General features: G+C 52.6%; 14 protein-coding genes and 7 pseudogenes. 4 read left to right on the forward strand and 17 right to left on the reverse strand.

The genetic code is table 11. From position 1 onward, the window contains the following. Window positions 1-550 precede the first annotated feature (550 nt). Window positions 551-682, forward strand: a pseudogene (locus REA38_RS00140) (transposase); the annotation flags it as partial. Between the two features lie 16 nt (window positions 683-698). Here the strand turns inward: REA38_RS00140 and REA38_RS00145 are convergent. The 6 genes and pseudogenes from REA38_RS00145 to REA38_RS00170 form a co-directional block, all read right to left on the reverse strand. Then, window positions 699-966: pseudogene (locus tag REA38_RS00145) on the reverse strand (transposase); the annotation flags it as partial. Between the two features lie 80 nt (window positions 967-1,046). Beyond that, window positions 1,047-2,081 carry a phosphotriesterase-related protein gene (locus REA38_RS00150; protein WP_308884484.1) on the reverse strand — a complete coding sequence of 345 codons (1,035 nt, stop codon included), beginning with the start codon at window positions 2,079-2,081 and terminating at the stop codon, window positions 1,047-1,049. After that, the gene (locus REA38_RS00155; RefSeq protein ID WP_308884486.1) at window positions 2,078-3,049 is read right to left on the reverse strand and encodes a DMT family transporter; all 972 of its coding nucleotides are present in this window, start codon (window positions 3,047-3,049) and stop codon (window positions 2,078-2,080) included. Before REA38_RS00155 ends, REA38_RS00150 begins: the two co-directional genes overlap by 4 nt. A gap of 53 nt (window positions 3,050-3,102) precedes the next feature. Next, window positions 3,103-3,864, reverse strand: coding sequence for a glutamine amidotransferase (locus tag REA38_RS00160; RefSeq protein ID WP_308884488.1), 762 nt, complete (start codon window positions 3,862-3,864; stop codon window positions 3,103-3,105). A 15-nt stretch (window positions 3,865-3,879) separates the two neighbouring features. Then, entirely contained in the window at window positions 3,880-5,094 is a 1,215-nt protein-coding gene (locus tag REA38_RS00165) for a PfkB family carbohydrate kinase (protein WP_308884490.1), read from the reverse strand. A 116-nt stretch (window positions 5,095-5,210) separates the two neighbouring features. Next, window positions 5,211-5,306 (reverse strand): annotated as a pseudogene (locus tag REA38_RS00170) (IS5/IS1182 family transposase); the annotation flags it as partial. Between the two features lie 3 nt (window positions 5,307-5,309). On the opposite strand from REA38_RS00170, the pseudogene REA38_RS00175 reads away from it, so the two are divergent. Both REA38_RS00175 and REA38_RS00180 read left to right on the forward strand, forming a co-directional pair. Continuing rightward, window positions 5,310-5,591, forward strand: a pseudogene (locus tag REA38_RS00175) (DDE-type integrase/transposase/recombinase); the annotation flags it as partial. A 267-nt stretch (window positions 5,592-5,858) separates the two neighbouring features. Next, window positions 5,859-7,010 carry a colicin-like pore-forming protein gene (locus tag REA38_RS00180; RefSeq protein ID WP_308884491.1) on the forward strand — a complete coding sequence of 384 codons (1,152 nt, stop codon included), beginning with the start codon at window positions 5,859-5,861 and terminating at the stop codon, window positions 7,008-7,010. A 20-nt stretch (window positions 7,011-7,030) separates the two neighbouring features. Here REA38_RS00180 and REA38_RS00185 read toward each other — a convergent pair whose 3' ends face one another. The 9 genes and pseudogenes from REA38_RS00185 to umuD form a co-directional block, all read right to left on the reverse strand. Continuing rightward, window positions 7,031-7,261 (reverse strand): hypothetical protein, encoded by a 231-nt coding sequence (locus REA38_RS00185; protein ID WP_308884492.1) that lies wholly within the window; start codon window positions 7,259-7,261, stop codon window positions 7,031-7,033. 5 nt (window positions 7,262-7,266) lie between these two features. Next, the gene (locus REA38_RS00190) at window positions 7,267-7,470 is read right to left on the reverse strand and encodes a hypothetical protein (RefSeq protein ID WP_308884493.1); all 204 of its coding nucleotides are present in this window, start codon (window positions 7,468-7,470) and stop codon (window positions 7,267-7,269) included. Next, complete coding sequence (locus REA38_RS00195) at window positions 7,443-8,468, reverse strand: site-specific integrase (protein WP_308884495.1); 1,026 nt, start codon at window positions 8,466-8,468, stop codon at window positions 7,443-7,445. Before REA38_RS00195 ends, REA38_RS00190 begins: the two co-directional genes overlap by 28 nt. A gap of 71 nt (window positions 8,469-8,539) precedes the next feature. Then, window positions 8,540-8,767: pseudogene (locus REA38_RS00200) on the reverse strand (DNA polymerase V subunit UmuC); the annotation flags it as partial. A gap of 180 nt (window positions 8,768-8,947) precedes the next feature. Next, window positions 8,948-9,709: an energy transducer TonB gene (locus REA38_RS00205; RefSeq protein WP_053063703.1), complete on the reverse strand. Its 762-nt coding sequence runs from the start codon at window positions 9,707-9,709 to the stop codon at window positions 8,948-8,950. 220 nt (window positions 9,710-9,929) lie between these two features. Then, window positions 9,930-10,847 (reverse strand): FecR domain-containing protein, encoded by a 918-nt coding sequence (locus tag REA38_RS00210; protein ID WP_033647829.1) that lies wholly within the window; start codon window positions 10,845-10,847, stop codon window positions 9,930-9,932. 17 nt (window positions 10,848-10,864) lie between these two features. After that, on the reverse strand, window positions 10,865-11,377 hold the full coding sequence (locus tag REA38_RS00215; RefSeq protein ID WP_025303329.1) for a sigma-70 family RNA polymerase sigma factor: 513 nt from the start codon (window positions 11,375-11,377) through the stop codon (window positions 10,865-10,867). 167 nt (window positions 11,378-11,544) lie between these two features. After that, the gene (locus REA38_RS00220; RefSeq protein ID WP_374213763.1) at window positions 11,545-14,082 is read right to left on the reverse strand and encodes a TonB-dependent hemoglobin/transferrin/lactoferrin family receptor; all 2,538 of its coding nucleotides are present in this window, start codon (window positions 14,080-14,082) and stop codon (window positions 11,545-11,547) included. Window positions 14,083-14,168: 86 nt separating this feature from the next. Further along, window positions 14,169-14,603 (reverse strand): translesion error-prone DNA polymerase V autoproteolytic subunit, encoded by a 435-nt coding sequence (umuD, locus tag REA38_RS00225; protein ID WP_033635060.1) that lies wholly within the window; start codon window positions 14,601-14,603, stop codon window positions 14,169-14,171. A gap of 396 nt (window positions 14,604-14,999) precedes the next feature. Here umuD and REA38_RS00230 point away from each other — a divergent pair. Further along, window positions 15,000-15,206, forward strand: a pseudogene (locus REA38_RS00230) (resolvase); the annotation flags it as partial. A gap of 58 nt (window positions 15,207-15,264) precedes the next feature. Here REA38_RS00230 and REA38_RS00235 read toward each other — a convergent pair. Further along, window positions 15,265-15,636, reverse strand: a complete 372-nt coding sequence (locus tag REA38_RS00235) for a hypothetical protein (RefSeq protein ID WP_125460725.1) — start codon at window positions 15,634-15,636, stop codon at window positions 15,265-15,267. A 210-nt stretch (window positions 15,637-15,846) separates the two neighbouring features. Beyond that, window positions 15,847-16,032: pseudogene (locus REA38_RS00240) on the reverse strand (DNA polymerase V); the annotation flags it as partial. Window positions 16,033-16,335: the final 303 nt, after the last annotated feature.

Consider the following 16,335-nt stretch of genomic DNA (forward strand, 5'->3'; position numbering starts at 1 on the left):
GCGATAGTCTCAAGAGTCCGTCGTGCCGTTCCATTTATCCTTGAAGATGCTGAAAATGGCCTTAGCGTCAGAATGCGCAGGACGATTACAGAACTCTACTGACTATTATATTGGCCTCAGAGATAGGGGGTTACAGATCTAGTACTTGACTGCATATTATATAAGCTCAGACTAACATTAACTAAGTCTCAACCATTTTTTATTCAAAAAGGAACAGCAAAAGGAGGTGCAAAGTGAACAGTATCACTATCTCCACTAAACAGGTACTCATCCTGAACAAAAGTCAACAGTTCCCGCGACCAACCCATAATGACATGCCGTTACTTGCAATATGCAAGGATGCGACGAAAAAGTACTGGTTATATGTATATCACAAACGGCAATGGAGGCTCGTGTCAGATACACCGTTCACCACTCAACGTTCGGCATCAGAAGCCGCTGGCGCTTTTGATTTCACCAAACTCTATAACCTCTATAACTGACCTGCTTCCTGTTGATTAATACACCGCGATGTTAGTAATGTCTTCATAAGCCATATGAGGACATCCCCATGAAGAAGCGTTTTTCCGACGAACAGATCATCAGTATCCTCCGCGAGGCTGAAGCCGGGGTTTCTGCCCGTGAGCTCTGCCGTAAGCACGCCATCTCCGATGCCACCTTTTACACCTGTAAGGAGGCACATCAGGTGGCTCTCGGGCGAAGGAACCGTCACGATCGCGCGGCGTGCGCAGCTCCAGCGGGCCATCGCCGGTGGTAACGGTCTTCGTGGTATAGCCATTGCGGGCGTTGGTCGCCGGTTTGGGCTGATTTTTATCGTAGCCGAGATGATGGGTCATTTCGGCATTGAGCGCCACCTCGACGCTGATTTTCTTCAGCAGGCGATCGAACTGGTTGAGAACCTCAGGGGTTTTGAGATTTTTTGGCCAGTTCGTTAGCCAGAGCCTGCAACTGTTTTCGTCCATAAATTAACCTGCTTTTGATGTTGGATTGAACATATCAAAATCAGGCAATTACACAAATTTATGTACAGGCTCGACACAGCCTAGTTACGCTGTGAGTAACCGCGCTGGATTATCAACACAGAGCTTGCGAAGAGTATCGTTGTCAACCCCACGGGCAGCCAGATAGGCGGGGAAAACATTCGGGACAAATCCCCAACCGTTCCCCCCATTTTTTGCCCACATCTGTTTGAGAAAAACATCATGGCTTAATACGATCTGGTCGGCGTAACCCAGTTCAATCAGATGTGCTACCGCATCTGCGGTCTCCTGAACTCCCGGGGCAATACCTTCTTTAGGGAAAGTAATGTCCAGACCAATCATGTCAAATTCAAGCCACACGCCGCGGTCGAGCATTTTACGTTGATAGGCAACATCTTTTCCTGACGGGTCTGAGTGCGCCAGCGAAACTTTTGCCGGAGAGACGTTCATCTCTTCAAGGACAATATTCAGTACCTCATCACCCAGCCGCAACCACCCTGGCATATGGATATTCATCGCCGTATGAGGATTATTACGTTGTGCCAGAGAAGCTGCCCGTAGGCTATTGCGCTCCGCTTGGGTAAAAGCGGGTGATACGCCAATTTCACCGATCATACCGGCGCGAATATCCGTCTCGCCAATCCCTTGATTCAGTTCCTTATCAATTAGTGAGGCTAACAACTCGACAGATTTATGGATCCTGGCGCTTTCAAACTTCTCCAGATAAGGTCCTGATGAAGCAACGATATTCAAACCGGTTTTTATTGCCACTTCCCGCAATGATGTGGCGTCCCGACCGATAGATTCAGAACCCGTTGCGTCGACAATAGTCCTGCCTCCCAGTGACATAAAATTATTGATTTCAAAGATGACATCATCAATCTCTTTTCTGTCCATGTTATCGGCGCAGCAGTATGGGTCGTGTTTCAGCCCCCACTGCAGGTCAGCACTTACTTTCTTTCCCACCAGTTGCTGTGAAAAAGCATACTGTGGTTCGTCAACAACCGATGACAGATCGTTAAACAGATGCTCATGCGGTAGCGTCAGACCCATATCCTTGTGCGCCACAGGGCCTGTCACAGTTTGCAGAAAACCTTTCATCCTGACACCTCCATTTTTTGCGCCATTTTGGATGCTCTGTATTCGGGGATGGTGGTAACAATGGCGCCAACTAACGCGAATAATGTACCGATGATGGTGACCAGATAGACCGTATTGCCTAATGATGGGATTAACTCATCAATCAACACCGATCCCAGCAACTGACCCGCGGTAGAAGCTACGCCCAGCATAAGCAGACCTAATCCTCTGACCAGAATCGCCATCAGCCCGATGGACAGCAGACCCAGCGGACCACCGAGATACATCCACCACGTATCGGGTAACTGGACGGTGACATGACCTAATGCGATACGTATCGCCAGCGCTGCGCCCAGGACGCAAAAGCCGACGATAAAGTTCCAGGTAATGGAAACCAGCATGGAGCCCGTTGCCTCGGCGACTTTGGCATTCCCCGCAGGCTGCCAGCCAGCGAGTAATCCTGCCAAAAATGGAATGATAGCAAGCAGGATAAAGGAAGTTGAGTGCCACTGTGGTAACACGACAAAAATCGTGGCAATAACAGCGAACAATGAGCCAACAATGCGCCATGGCGTAAAATATTTCTTCTCATCCACACCGACTCCAAAACGGTCGCAGAGCAGGCCGGAAAGGAGCAGGGCGGAAATTAATGCAGTTTGAAAAGTGGCAACGCCCAACGCGCTGGCTGATACGCCTTCAGAAAATACGACCATCGCCCCGCATAACCCGGCAAACCAATTCCACAACGGGATTTTCCGCTTTTTAATCAGAGTAGGGATCGACGCGAATTGCTGACGTGTTTCTTTACGCACAATAATAATAAAAAACATGACAACTAGACCACTGGCGAACGAGATTACTGCGCAGGCATTACCATCTTGCAGCCAGTGTCCCAATTGCCCATTAACGGCAGACTGCATTGGGGAAAGCATACCGGCTAAGATGGTTGCAAGCATCAGTAAGGGGGGCGAGTAATTATTCTTATTCATACAGCAATCCTTATGCTTTATAAAAGGAGCAACTTTCGTTACTCCATTGTTTTTCATTGTCTGGCGATGAATTGAAGTGTTTTAACCCACAGGTCGGTATAAAAAGGCCAGGACATGAATTGCTGAGTTCCCCAGTGCGGCGAACAGTCACTCATAAAACAGGCGGTTTTACCCTGATGGTATTCACCGAGCACTAATAGTGGGTCATTATTTATTGTTAATACGACATCGGCATCTTCTCTGGCGATAACCTGATTATATCCAAGAAATACCGGGTAGTCTGATAATCCGTTAACGACAGGATGTTTAGGCGAGACAGCCTCAGCGTAGATACCCTCTGGTTTTTCTACCCTGTCATCGCCGTCAAGCATAATAACTGGCAAAACCTCGGCAAGAATGGTGTTCTTGTAATTAGCCTTTGCCTCAATACCCATAAATGACAGATAACCGCCAATCATGAGCAGTCCACCACCATTCTTAACATACTCTTTAATTGATTCCAGAGCATTTGGCTTTACTTTTAGCTGATAGAACGTCTCGTTTTGCAACAGGAACGTATTGCTGCCGATATCGCTAATGACAATGACATCGTAACGGTTTAGCTCATCAATACTCTCTGGGAATGTGACTTGTACGGTATGAGCAGGCATATAATCAATTCCCATACCAGCTTTTTTTAAACATTCCAGTAACCATGTAGCACCTTCTTCATATTTACTGGAGGTGAAACTGTCATAGCCTTTTGAATGGATCATGTGAATATGCCAGGATTCTCCAATAAAGAGCACCTTTAGTTTTTTTTGCGTATTGTTCATAGTCTGCTCCTTGGCTTAGTGAGTAGAGATAGTTTGTTTGTAATGAGAACCCTGAATGCGATGAAGAACGGATTCGTTTTCTGGCATGTCAGAGGCATTGGGTGTTTCAACAGCAAGCGAAGCGAATGCGCTGGCGTAGCACAATGCGAATGCCAGTGACTTTCCTTTAGCAAGGCCAGACGCGAGTGCGCCATTGAAGGCATCGCCAGCCCCAGCGGTATTTTTTACAACTGCCGGGAATGCCGGAGAATAGATGAATTTCATTCCATCATAAGCGAGAGAACCTTTGCTACCTAATGTAATAATGGTATTTTTGGCGCCTTTCTGATGAATAATCCTCGCTGCACACTTGGCCGATTCAATATCATTCACGGACATGTTTGCCAGCAGGCCAGCCTCGGTTTCATTTGGTGTGATATAATCGACACCATCAATGATGGTATTAACCATTTCATTGTATGGCGCTGGGTTGATAACGACCGGGATATAATTTTCCCGTGCGAGACGAATTATTTGTTGAAGTGCCTCGTAATTTGTCTCCAGTTGTACTAGAACAATATCTGAATGAATGATAGCTTCTTTTTGTATGGTGATCTCATCAGGTGAAATTGTCATATTAGCACCGGGATAGATAGCGATGACGTTATCCCCGCTATCTCCATTAACCATGATGGTAGCTGTACCTGTTTGTGTTGCTTTGGTCTGGTAAATAACACTTTTATGGATTTTTGATGAGTTTATAAAATTAATGGCGTAATCACTAAAATGGTCTAACCCTACTTTAGTAATAAAATGCACATCAGAATCGGCATAGCTTGCTGCTAATGCCTGATTACATCCTTTACCGCCTGGCGAAAAGATAAATTTATCGGCAAGTAATGATTCCCCTGTCGAGGGTAGCCTCGGTAGGTAACTTATAATATCAACATTGAACGAGCCAATAACACATACGTTATTTTTCATGGCAGAGAAGCCTTTTTTTATTTTCTTCGCTGGTTCATATTTTTCCAGCACATAAGCAATTTCGTTTTTTGCAACGTTATCAAGAGATTTAAGGGTAATAAATGCACCACCATGGCAGCGAGTGAGATATCCCTGCCCGGCAAGTTCATTGAGATCTGAACGAATGGTTTCTTTTGTTACCTTGAGACTTTTCGCCAGATTTGAAACTTTTACAACTCCCGATATACTGACTTCTTTCAATATTCTATGGTGGCGTTCAAATTTCATTTTTTACCTCACCGTGGTTAAGTTAGTCTCAGGGTAAGTATATTATTGTGATTGTCACCATAAAGTGATGACAGAAAGCAAAAAAAAACAAAAATGTAATATTTAGGCTGTGTCCCTTAATTGCATAACGTCCTGTAAAACAGTCGGATGCAGCCCAGTTTCACCATCGCCAGATAATTCCTCACCGTTTTGTCGTAACATATGGCAATGCGTTCGATAAAAGTGGCGCCAACACGGCCGCCACGCCCAACTCCGTCAGGCCGGAAGAGGAAACCATCACCATCAGGCAGAGCAAGTACCTGAACAGCCTGGTGGAGCAGGATCACCGCAATATCAAACGACGGATTAAGCTGATGACCGGATTCAAATCGTTCCGGCGGGCGCAGACACTTCTTACAGGCATCGAACTGATACACATGTTGCGTAAGGGACAGTATCAGCATCCGCACGGGAACGGCCTGTCCCCGGCAGAGCAGTTCTATCTGCTGGCTGCCTGACATATGAACAACGCAACTTTTGCTGACCTCATCTTTTTAATGCGATAGAGCCGCGCCGTGTTGCCGGCGCCCCTGACCAGATGGCGTTCTCTTGCCTCTCAGCTGTCACCTGCATGCGCTGATGCACATACCGTGACGATGTTGTGAGAACAATGGCACAACACTGACCAATCGCTGTAACAGTATCGGTAGAGTAAGTTACTGGTTGTGCATACAGTTATTTGCACGACTCATTTTTTAACGTAAACAGCCAGAGAGGAAAAGATTATGAGTGGCGATGGTGCTGATAACGCCCATAACAATGCATTCGGCGGTGGCAAAAACCCGGGCATGGGAAATTCCGGCTCCGGGAATACTTCAGGTGCATCCGGGAATGGCGGTAATTCAAATGGATGGTCCTGGAGTGATAAGCCTCATCCAAATGATGGTTTTCATAATGACGGATCCTTCCATATTACATTTCATGGTGAGAGCACTCCAGAGAATAAACCAGGAGGACATGGTGGAAGTAGCGTAGGTGGTAAAGGTAGCAAGGGGAAAGGTGTAACAATCACACCAGTTCCCGGTAAACCTGGTAGTTACGCCTCCTCAGACCCCGAAAAAACGATGCTGGCTAAATCAATTGATGATAATTCAGCAAACGGTACAGGTTCATATACTCTGCATACTGAATTTGGTGCAACAATCAGGGTTACAGTGCCTGGTGGTGACATCAATAACATGAAAGCTGAGTACAGTAACTGGAAGGGACCAAAGCTCAATCACAAAAATCTTCGCAATTTCATCAAAGGATTTATGGATTTCAGAGCAGCAGAGAAGGCTCGTGATGAAAAGGAGGCGTTACTTAAAGCCAGCGAACTGATTTCAGATATGGGTGAAAAGCTCGGCGAACACCTGAGTGAAAAATATAAGGCAGTGGCAAAGGAAATTGCGAATGATATTAAAAATTTTCAGGGTAAAACGTTGCGCACCCATAAGCAGGCTATGGCATCTCTGAATAAAATCATGGCTAATCCGGGAATGAAAATTAACAAAGGCGATAGGGACGCACTGATTAATGCCTGGAAGAGTTTTAAAGCCAGTGATACGGCTAAGAAGCTTGCAAATATGAGCCGGGCGTTCAAAGTCGCAGATGTGGCCCTGAAAGCAGAGAAAGTGCGGGAGAAGAGCATTGAAGGGTATGAAACTGGCAACTGGGGGCCGCTGATGCTGGAGGTGGAGTCCTGGGTTCTGAGTGGTGTGGCCACAGGTGTCGCTATGGGGTTGTTTGGTGCCATTCTGAGTATGCTTCCTGTCACAGGCCTGGCGTTAACAGCTATAACCATTGCTAGAATTATGGCTATCAGTTATTTGTCATCGAAAATTGATGACAAAATAGCTGAAAAGATAAATAACGAAGTTATTCGTCCAGCCCATTAGCCTTAGTGAGAGAGGCAGTTTTACTGCCTCTCTTTAAATTGGCCAAATACGGCGCGGGCATAACACAGCGGTTGCCGACAGCGCGTGTCCCGCAGCGGGAGTGGCACATCGCTCAGGTGGAAGGCAAACGCCGCCAGCAACGGCCCACTTAGCCGCCGATGCTGATACATCGCCTGCCAGCGCTCTGCCGTCCAGCGGTGACAGGGCATATTCAGGCGGGCTATTTCGGCCAGGACAGCCTGGATGGTCACCCGGACTATCCGCCCGCTCGCCCCGCTGCGCCGGGCAATACGACCAGCGGCTGCAATAACGGCGGGACAGGCCGGCGGTGCTGATACAGCGTGCGCCCGTGAGCGGTGCTGATAGCCCGGCGGTCTTCTTCTGACAACGTATCGTCGAGGCGGTAGGCCGCTCGCTCAAAGGGTTGCCAGATCACCGGGGGGCGATTTTCAGTCGGCATGGGACACCTCCGGACAGCCAAACACCTGGCTGGCGACGCGCCGGTCCTGCTCCGCGATCGCCCCGGCCATTTTGGCCGACAAATCGGTACCGGACAGGTGCAGGTATATCTGGGTGGTGCGTGGTGCGGGGATCGCGGTGGCCGGCATAGGCGGCGATTTCGTGCAGTCGCCAGCCGGCCCGGGCAAGGTGCGTCAGGCGCAGATGACGGAAGGTATGCGTTGAAAAATCCGGCAATTCGGCCTGTGCAGCCCAGCGCCGCACCGTCTTGCTCCAACTCCAGATGCTCAGGGGGACGCCGTGGTTACGGTCCGACACCGAACGAAACAGCGCGCCGCCGGTATGCCCTTCCCGTCGAAGTTGCTGCAGGTGTGCCGCCAGCATCGGGGCTACGGCCTGGCTGTAGCACACCACGCGCTCGCGCCGACTTTTGGTGGTTTCCGCCCGGATACGGATCAAGCGGAGCCCCGGATCCAGGTCTTCGACCCTGAGGGCGGTCACTTCGGCCCGCCGCAGGGCACCATAATAGGCCAGCGCCAGCATCAGCCGGTCGCGCAGAGAAGCATGTGCTGCCTGTCCGAGCAAGGCAAACCAGCCCGGATCATCCGGAATACGGGGCAGTTTGACGATACGCGGCACCAGTCCCCGTGCACTGAAACCCGTAGCGGGCTGCAGGGTGCGTGGCACCGGGTTATGGTCACAGTTTCCCTGGTAGAAGAGGAAATCATACCAGAGGCGAATGGCGGAGATCCGCAGTTGCAAGGTGGCGCTGGCGACGGGGTGCACCATTCCCGGCAACTGCGGGCGAAGATAGGCAGAAAAGTCCTCAAAGCACGCGGACTCGGGCCGCAATGCCTGCGTCTCACAGTGACGCAAATAATGTGCCAGCGCCTGGCGGTAGGCGAGTATCGTGGCTGGAGCACGCCCCAAATCAGCCAGGATCTTCAGCCATTGTTCGACAAAGAGCATGCTGCAAGTGGAAAGCGGACGTCTGGTCATTGGTATTCACCTTTGATGTGAGAACACGTTCAGTGTTGGCGATCACATGTTGCATTCCACTTAACTTACTACAGCGCGTAGTTAGAGGAGAACACCGCGACGTTGCGGCGGCGCATCTCCTCTTTGATCTTGAAATAAGGCGCGCCCATCGGCACGCCCAGCGCCTTCGCCTCGGCGCTGCGGGCGATCACGCAGCCGTCGTTGTTGGACAGCACGATCACCGGCCGCCCCCGCAGATCGGGCCGAAAGATGGTCTCGCAGGAAGCGTAGAAGCTGTTGACGTCTACCAGAGCGAACATGGTTACCGACCTTTCATCGTCAGTGGGTTGTTATTCATAACGGCACCAGATTACTGTTCATGCATACAGTATTTGTATTTTTCTGGCGACGATCAAGTAGAAACCACCCCATCGCTGCTATCCGTTTGATGCGCATTGGCTTTTAACTCAGCCTCCGTTTACCTGGAGCCAAGTTTTTCATTAACGGCGAACTTCACGCAGATCGAAACGAATCGGAATGTTCACGCTGAATTCCGCCTGCCCCGCTGCGATCTCGTTGCCGGGCGCGGGCAGTGGAGAAGCGCGCTGCGGTAACTGAAGCGCCTCCCGGTCGAGCGAAGCAACCCCACTCGATCGCAATAGCTTCACACCCAGCACGTTCCCCTGCCGATCCAACGTCACGGCAACCTGAACAATGCCCTGGCGCTGCTGGCGTACCGCCAGGGCCGGGTAGCGTTTGAAACGGCTCAAATGCGCCAACAGCAGGCCGCTCCAGACCGAGGCATCCTGGCTCGGCTGCGACGCCACGCTGGTTTGCGGCGCGGCAACACGCTTTCCATCCAGAGACGGCGGCGCGCTGGTGCTTGATGCTATTGAGCTTGCAGACGCTATTTTTTCCTGTTCCTTTTGCCTTGGACGCGGCAGTTCCGTCTTCGGTCTGATGGGGTCGTTCCGTTGCCCTTTGGCCTTGCTCTGCTGCTCCGTCGCACGCGGCGCATGAATCAGCGGAGGCATCGCCGCCTCCGGTTCCCGGTTGGCCTGCCGTTGCGCCACCGCCTGCACCTGGCGCACGCCGGTTGGCATCGGCTCTGCGTTGGGGATCGATTCCGCCTGCTCGGCAACCATCATCAACACCATCGGTTGCGCCGCGGGCAGCAACGGTGGCACCAGGTGATAACCAAGGCCAAACAACAACGCACCATGCAGACCCAACGCCAACACATTGGCGGTAGCCCAGCGCAATCGCCCGCCTGTAGGCGGTAAAGATAAATCGGCAGGTAATACGTTGTGATTCAACATGGAAAACGATACTCAGGTTAAGCGTGAAACAGACCAACGTACGCAGCGGTCAACGGCGGTCGGGGTATGTCAGAAAGGTCGTTTAGGCACGCGGCACCGGGCAGGGAACGAGAAAGAACAGACTAAACGAAAAGGAAATACCATAATGGCAGAGTAAAAAACTTTATGACACGGTAATGAAGTATTTTGACAGCATATTTACCCTAACCGGCAGCGCACCGGGCAGAGCCGCAATGACGCGCTCGGGGTCAGCCAGCGGGAACGCACCGGAGAGCCGCAGGCCGGCGACCTCCGGCCGGCAGCGAATAACGCCCTGACGATAACGCCCCAGCTCCATCAGGAAGTCGTCCAGCCGCATGTTGTCGGCCAACAGCATGCCTTGCCGCCAACCGGGCTCTTGCGTCACGCGGTACGGATCGCCAATGCCTTGCCGGCTTAATCTGCCGCCCTGACCGGCGTTGAGCACCGCGTTCCGATGCGCCGGCGAAAGGATTGTGACCCGGCCAAGATAAACGGCGATATCACTGTAGGTTTCCCACAGGCGAACGCTGAAGCGAGCAGCCTGCGCCACGATCTCGCCCTGCGGCAGCCTCACCGTCAACGCGCCGCTTTCCGGCGGCAGATTCACCATCATTTCACCTTCCAGCAATGCGGCCTGCTGAAGGCTGACGTTGACCGCCGTTTGCGTGTTCAGCATCAACTGCGCGCCATCCGCCAACGCGACGGTTTGCTGCTCCCCCACCGCCGTGCGGTAATCCGCCAGCCAGGGGCGCCATGGCAGCGCGCCAGAACCGATGCCAACCGACCCTACCACGCCGATGGCCGCCAGGCTTCTCAGCAACCGGCGGCGTTGCGGGTTTGGCAACTGCGACAGGCTACGCTGCGCCGCCGCCCCGTTAAGCAGAGAAAAACGGGATGAAAACGCGGCGATATGCCGCCAGGCGCGTTCATTTTCCGGTTTCGCCTGATACCAACGCCGCCAGTTTTCCCTATCCGCGTCGCTTGCCTCTTCCGACATCAGCTGGGTTAACCAGGCGGCGGCCTCACGCGCGCTCTGCCGATCGATATCCGATTCCATCATGGGTTCCGCACCTGCCGTTACGCCGCCAATGCAAAGAAACAGTGCAAATTGGCGCGCTGCAGATATTGTTTCACCGAACTGGTCGACACCCGCAAACGTTCAGCGATGTCGCAATAACGCATGCCCTGCAGGTGCGCCAACAGGAAAGCCTCGCGAACGTGCGCCGGCAATCCGTCCAACGCCTGATCCAACTGTTCGAGCATTTCGAGGGTTTGTTGACGGACCTCCGGCGAGGGCGCCTCGATCGCCGGCAGCTCGCTCAAGGCCTGCAGATAGCTCTCTTCGATTGTTTTACGTCGGTAATAATTCGCCACCAGCCGGCGCGCCACGGTCGCCAGGAAGGGGCGTGGTTGCCGAATGGCAAGCAACTGCGGACTCAGTAAAATACTGATGAACGTATCCTGCGCCAGGTCTTCGGCGTGATGCGCGCATCCGACCTTCTGTCTCAGCCAATGGCATAGCCAACTGTGGTGCTCAAGGTAAAGCTGTTGAGCAAACCCGTTGGCTGCCGCGGCCTCTTTCCTTGCCATTCGGTGACACCAATTGATAATGATATTGAAAATGATAATTATTATTATTTTAAAATTGTAACTTCTGTGTCAAGCGATTGCTGATGATTTATAAACGGCGAAAAAGTAGGGAAATACGGGAGAGAAAACGTGAAAAGGGGCCAAAATGGCCCCTGTCAGCAGGATATTCAGAAACGTTGGCTAACGCTAAACTTGATGTTGCGCCCTACGCCGGACACCGATTCGCCCAGGTAAGGGTAATAATCGCGGTTGAACAGGTTGTCCACCGCGACGCGAGCTTCGAAGCCCTGCAAACCGCTGGGCTGCCACGAGGCGAACAGGCCGTGCAATGCATAACCCGACGTTTTCGGCAGCGCCCAGACAACGGCCATTGGATCGCCGTCGGCCGGTGAACGATCCTGTTTACGCACAAAATCGCCGGTCCAGCCGAAGGCCATGTCCCACTGCGGCACTTTCATGCCCAGCATCGCGTGTGCCGTAACGGGTGGAATTTCGGCAATCCAGATTTCGTTGCCCCACGGATCGCGCGGTGAAGCGTCGCGTTTGCCGCGAATCGAGGAGAACGACAGGCTGCCGAACAGGCTTTCGCTGTCATAAAACGATTCGAGCTCCACGCCCTCAATGGTATAGCCCGGCAAGTTGCGATAGTTCGACAACGGTTGACCACATTGGCCCCCATGCCGTGCGGCGTCGCACACTACGCCGCGACGATAGAAAATCTCGTCCTTGCCGCGATTGCGGAACAGCGTAGTGCGGATCTGCAGGCTGTCTCGCGCCATCAACACATCGTTGAAGTCCAGCACCGCGCCAAGGCGCACGCCCGTCATGCGTTCCACCTGCAGGCCGCGGCTGGTGCCGGGCACGCTGGAAGCGGCGTATTGCACTTCGTACTGTTCGTCGATCACCGGGGCGCGCCAGGTGCGGCTGACGTCGGCAAACAGGGACAGATTCGACGTCGCTTTCCACATCACGCCCAAATGCGGCGACCAGCCGGTATAGGTCACGCTGCTGTAATCATGGCCCACGAGCGGATCGCTGTCGTTATAGCGCGGCGCCCGGTTCGGTTGCCCGGTATTGGTCACATGATCGTAACGCACGCCCGGCGTCACGGTCAGGCTGCCGAAGCTGACCGCATCCTGCAGATAAACGCTGCGGGTTTCCTGTTCGCCCGCCGGCATGTAATACGGCTGGAAATAGCCGTAGTTGTAACTGGCGTTTTTCACCTGCGAGGGGTAATACATCAGGGTATCGCGCTGGTGTTTATGCCAACGCGCGCCGAGCAACAGCTTGTGTTCCAGCGGCCCGCTGGCGAAACGGCTTTCATTGCTGACGTCAAACTGCCGATCGGTATAGTTCACCCAGCTTTCATTGCCCAACGTACCGAGATAGCTGAACTTTGACGCGGAATCCGGCCGCTTGTCATGCTGTTCTGTCTTCGAATAGGCATAAGACAGCGTCAGATTCAGCAACGGCTGCGCTTCCGGCGCCAGATTCCATTTCACCGAGTAATTGGTGTCCGTCTGGTCGCGATACACCAGAATGCGGCGCCACGCTTCTTCCCGGCCATATTTATCGATATCCGCCTGGCTGGGCGCGGCGATATCGTCCCGCTTGGCGGCAAAAGGCTGCCAGCCATCGGAATCGGAGCGCATCGCCGATAGCGTCAGCGTTTGCGCCTCGCTCAGATAAATATTGGTTTTTAACAGGTAGGAAGCCTGATCGTTGGCGGAATAGGCAAAGCGCGTGCCGTCCGGCCGCTTCAGGTTGCCGCCGTCACGCTTGCTCATGTAGATCAAACCGTCGGCAAATCCTTCCGGCGTACGGCCGTACAACGCACCGCTGTAAATGCCCTGGCGATCGTTGGTGTGGTAGCTGTATTTCAGCAAGCCGCCAAAATCTTCGCCCGGCAGCAGCATATCCCCGGCATCTTTGGTCTCCAGCGTAATGGTTCCGCCAAAGCCGCCATTGCCGTTCAACAGATTGTGCGGCCCCTTATCGACCTCAACCTTTTTCAGCAATTCGGGTTCAATGAATACCGAACCCTGCCGATATTTCTCAAATCCCTTCGGCGCCCCGTCCAGCACCACCTTCACATCTTCCATGTCGCCCATGCCCCAGATATTCAGGCTTTGGCCGCCCGGGCGCGGCGATCCCGCCATCCCTACTCCGGGCAAGCGATCAAGCAAACTGGCGATATTGTCTGCCTGCACGCGTTCGATGTCTTCTTTATCCAGCACCGAACGGCCGGCGGCGACGCTGTCGGACAAACCGCCGACCACCGACAGCTCCGGTATCGTCAACGGCTGAACCGGCCCGGCGTCGACCAACCGATATCCCTGTGCGGTTTGCTGAGCGCGCAATCCGCTGCCCGCCAACAGCGTATTGAACGCGTCGGTGAGGCGATAATGTCCCTGCAGGCCCGCGGTGCTTTTTCCACGCGTCTGTTCGGGCGTGAAAATCACTATCACGCCGGCCTTAGCGGCCGCCGTCTGCAAGGCGGGCGCCAGATCACCGGCGGGAATGGCGAAGGAAAGGATAGCGGGCTGTTCGACCGCCGAGGGTGATGCCGACGCACCGGGTGCCGCCATCGCGGAGGTAAGCATGCCCGATAGTGCGCATCCTATCCCGATAGCGACGCGCTTCCCGGTAATGCGTTTGGCTGATGTGAACGTACGCCCTGCGCCGTTCTTGTTTTTTATGGCCATGAAGGATTCCCCTGAGTGTATTGAACTGGAAACTCAGTAGAGAGGTCACGCCAACGAAAAGATCGGGCAGAAAAAAAGGGCCGAAGTTACCGCGCCGCGTAGACGATAAAGGTCACCACGCCGAAGATCTCCAGCTGCGCCTCGTCGTCGAACACGATCGGCGCATAGGCGGGATTCATCGGCAACAGCCGCACGTCGGGGTGGCGCTGCAGCTTTTTGACGGTGAATTCGCCGTCCACCGCGGCGATCACGATATTGCCGTGCTCCGGCGTCAGGGCGCTGTCGACGATCAGCAGATCGCCATCCTGGATATTGCCGTCGATCATCGACTCGCCGCTGGCGCGCACGAAGTAAGTGGCGTTGGGGTGCCGCACCAGCAGCTTGCCGATGTCCAGCCTGCTCTCGACATAGTCCTGCGCCGGGGAAGGAAAGCCGCAGGCCACGCGATCGGCAAACAGCGGTAACGTCAGGGGTTCACCTGGTGAAAAAGCATACAACCTTGAATTGCTCAGCATAATCATAACCAAACTGTATATTTATACAGTTAAGCATAAACAAAACGCGAACGCGTGCAACCCCCAATCCCCCTGCGGATCACGCTTTGCCGCGTAATATAATAATTTTCTGAGTGATTTTTCCTGCAGCTTTTGGCGTTCTTCGCGTGTGTTTACACACATGATACCCACCAAAACTGTGGATAATGCGGCACTCAGACCGTTTGCGTATCGATGGGCAGGATGAGTGAGGGATTGTCATTGCGAACGGCGCCGACGGCGGGCGATACCGGTTGCCAGACGAAATCCTCTGCCTGCAGGCTGTACACGTCAGCCTGCATTTGACCAGAGGGCGGGACTAAGCGGGTGTCGCGCGCGGCCGTCGGTCTCTGCTGCGTACAGCGCCGCAAAGAACAGCGGCAGGCCTTGCCTCACGGGAGGAACGGCGGACGGCCTTACAAAATGACGCCAATAAAATTGCGACTGGCAATGGCATCAATGGGACGGCCAGAGACGAAAGTCAGTACGTTATGCCAGGAGCTTGGGATAACCCGACAAACGCTGTACCGCCACATTTCCCCTGATGGTCCACTGCGAGCTGACGGTATAAAGCTGCTCAACCAGGGATAATTTTAGCGGACGGAAAAATCTGGGGTTCCGGCGTAGAACCCCGAATAAGGAATAATCCTTAATTCATTTCAGGATTATTAATTCCATCTAAAACCTCTCGGCAATATTCTTTTTTATAGGCTTCATCATTACTTAATGACTTAACCAAAAAATCAGCATTTTTCCAACCATTATCCCAATGCGTATCGAATCCTGACTGTTCAAACTTTAATGTTCTAGTTAATGAGTCTTTTATTTGTTTTTTATATTTATCAATTTTCTCATTGGTTGCCCCACAAACATCATGTGCAACACGAGCATTTGAGCCAGAAAAACCTATTGCTGAAATTGCCATCGCTTCATTTGATTTGTCGAAATCATTCGCATATGCCACAGCATTAGATAAAGCGAATATGACAAGAGCAGGTATGGTTTTTTTGTATGAAATCATCTTTCACCTCTACTCATTGATTTTCATGGGTCAGTTTGGATATCGAAAATTATTGTACATTAAGGCTGCTTTTTAATCAGTCTCAACTTCTTTATAGAAGGCCTGAATGCGACAAACTCGGGAAGTACTGTAGCCTGTCGCGTCTGCTGTTTCTCGGATGCTCAGTTTCTTAATCTGTCGGTAGTGCCTGATCCATCCTGCACGCTCCATCTCGCCGCTGGCGCGCACGAAGTAGGTGGCGTTGGGGTGCCGCACCAGCAGCTTGCCGATATCCAGCCTGCTCTCGACATAGTCCTGCGCCGGGGAAGGAAAGCCGCAGGCCACACGATCGGCAAACAGCGGTAACGTCAGGGGTTCAGCTGGTGAAAAAGCATACAACCTTGAATTGCTCAGCATAATCACAACCAAGCTGTATATTTATACAGTAATGCATAAACAAAACGCGAACGCGTGCAACCCCCAATCCCCCTGCAGATCGCGCTTTGCCGCGTAATATAATAATTTTCTGAGCGATTTTTTTTTACGCCTGCTAAGCGTTTCACCGCCCCTTGCACACACGTTATCCACCAAAACTGTGGATAACCTGGTGGGGTCGCCGGCAGACGTCATTCCCTGCGCGAGCGGGATCAGAATCCTGTATAATCCCCACACCTGCTAATAAGAATTCATCCCCGTCGGCGCCTCGTCACCGACGGTCAC

This window comes from Serratia sp. MF1(2023) (assembly GCF_030954545.1).
Taxonomy (GTDB): domain Bacteria; phylum Pseudomonadota; class Gammaproteobacteria; order Enterobacterales; family Enterobacteriaceae; genus Serratia; species Serratia sarumanii.

What these genes read in the sequence shown, in the direction of transcription:
- REA38_RS00220 (WP_374213763.1), bottom strand. Translation starts at nt 14,082, where the DNA reads ATGGCCATAAAAAACAAGAACGGCGCAGGGCGTACGTTCACATCAGCC.
- REA38_RS00180 (WP_308884491.1), top strand. Translation starts at nt 5,859, where the DNA reads ATGAGTGGCGATGGTGCTGATAACGCCCATAACAATGCATTCGGCGGT.
- REA38_RS00165 (WP_308884490.1), bottom strand. Translation starts at nt 5,094, where the DNA reads ATGAAATTTGAACGCCACCATAGAATATTGAAAGAAGTCAGTATATCG.
- REA38_RS00210 (WP_033647829.1), bottom strand. Translation starts at nt 10,847, where the DNA reads ATGATGGAATCGGATATCGATCGGCAGAGCGCGCGTGAGGCCGCCGCC.
- REA38_RS00150 (WP_308884484.1), bottom strand. Translation starts at nt 2,081, where the DNA reads ATGAAAGGTTTTCTGCAAACTGTGACAGGCCCTGTGGCGCACAAGGAT.
- REA38_RS00235 (WP_125460725.1), bottom strand. Translation starts at nt 15,636, where the DNA reads ATGATTTCATACAAAAAAACCATACCTGCTCTTGTCATATTCGCTTTA.
- REA38_RS00155 (WP_308884486.1), bottom strand. Translation starts at nt 3,049, where the DNA reads ATGAATAAGAATAATTACTCGCCCCCCTTACTGATGCTTGCAACCATC.
- REA38_RS00195 (WP_308884495.1), bottom strand. Translation starts at nt 8,468, where the DNA reads ATGACCAGACGTCCGCTTTCCACTTGCAGCATGCTCTTTGTCGAACAA.
- REA38_RS00215 (WP_025303329.1), bottom strand. Translation starts at nt 11,377, where the DNA reads ATGGCAAGGAAAGAGGCCGCGGCAGCCAACGGGTTTGCTCAACAGCTT.
- REA38_RS00190 (WP_308884493.1), bottom strand. Translation starts at nt 7,470, where the DNA reads ATGCCGACTGAAAATCGCCCCCCGGTGATCTGGCAACCCTTTGAGCGA.
- umuD (WP_033635060.1), bottom strand. Translation starts at nt 14,603, where the DNA reads ATGATTATGCTGAGCAATTCAAGGTTGTATGCTTTTTCACCAGGTGAA.
- REA38_RS00160 (WP_308884488.1), bottom strand. Translation starts at nt 3,864, where the DNA reads ATGAACAATACGCAAAAAAAACTAAAGGTGCTCTTTATTGGAGAATCC.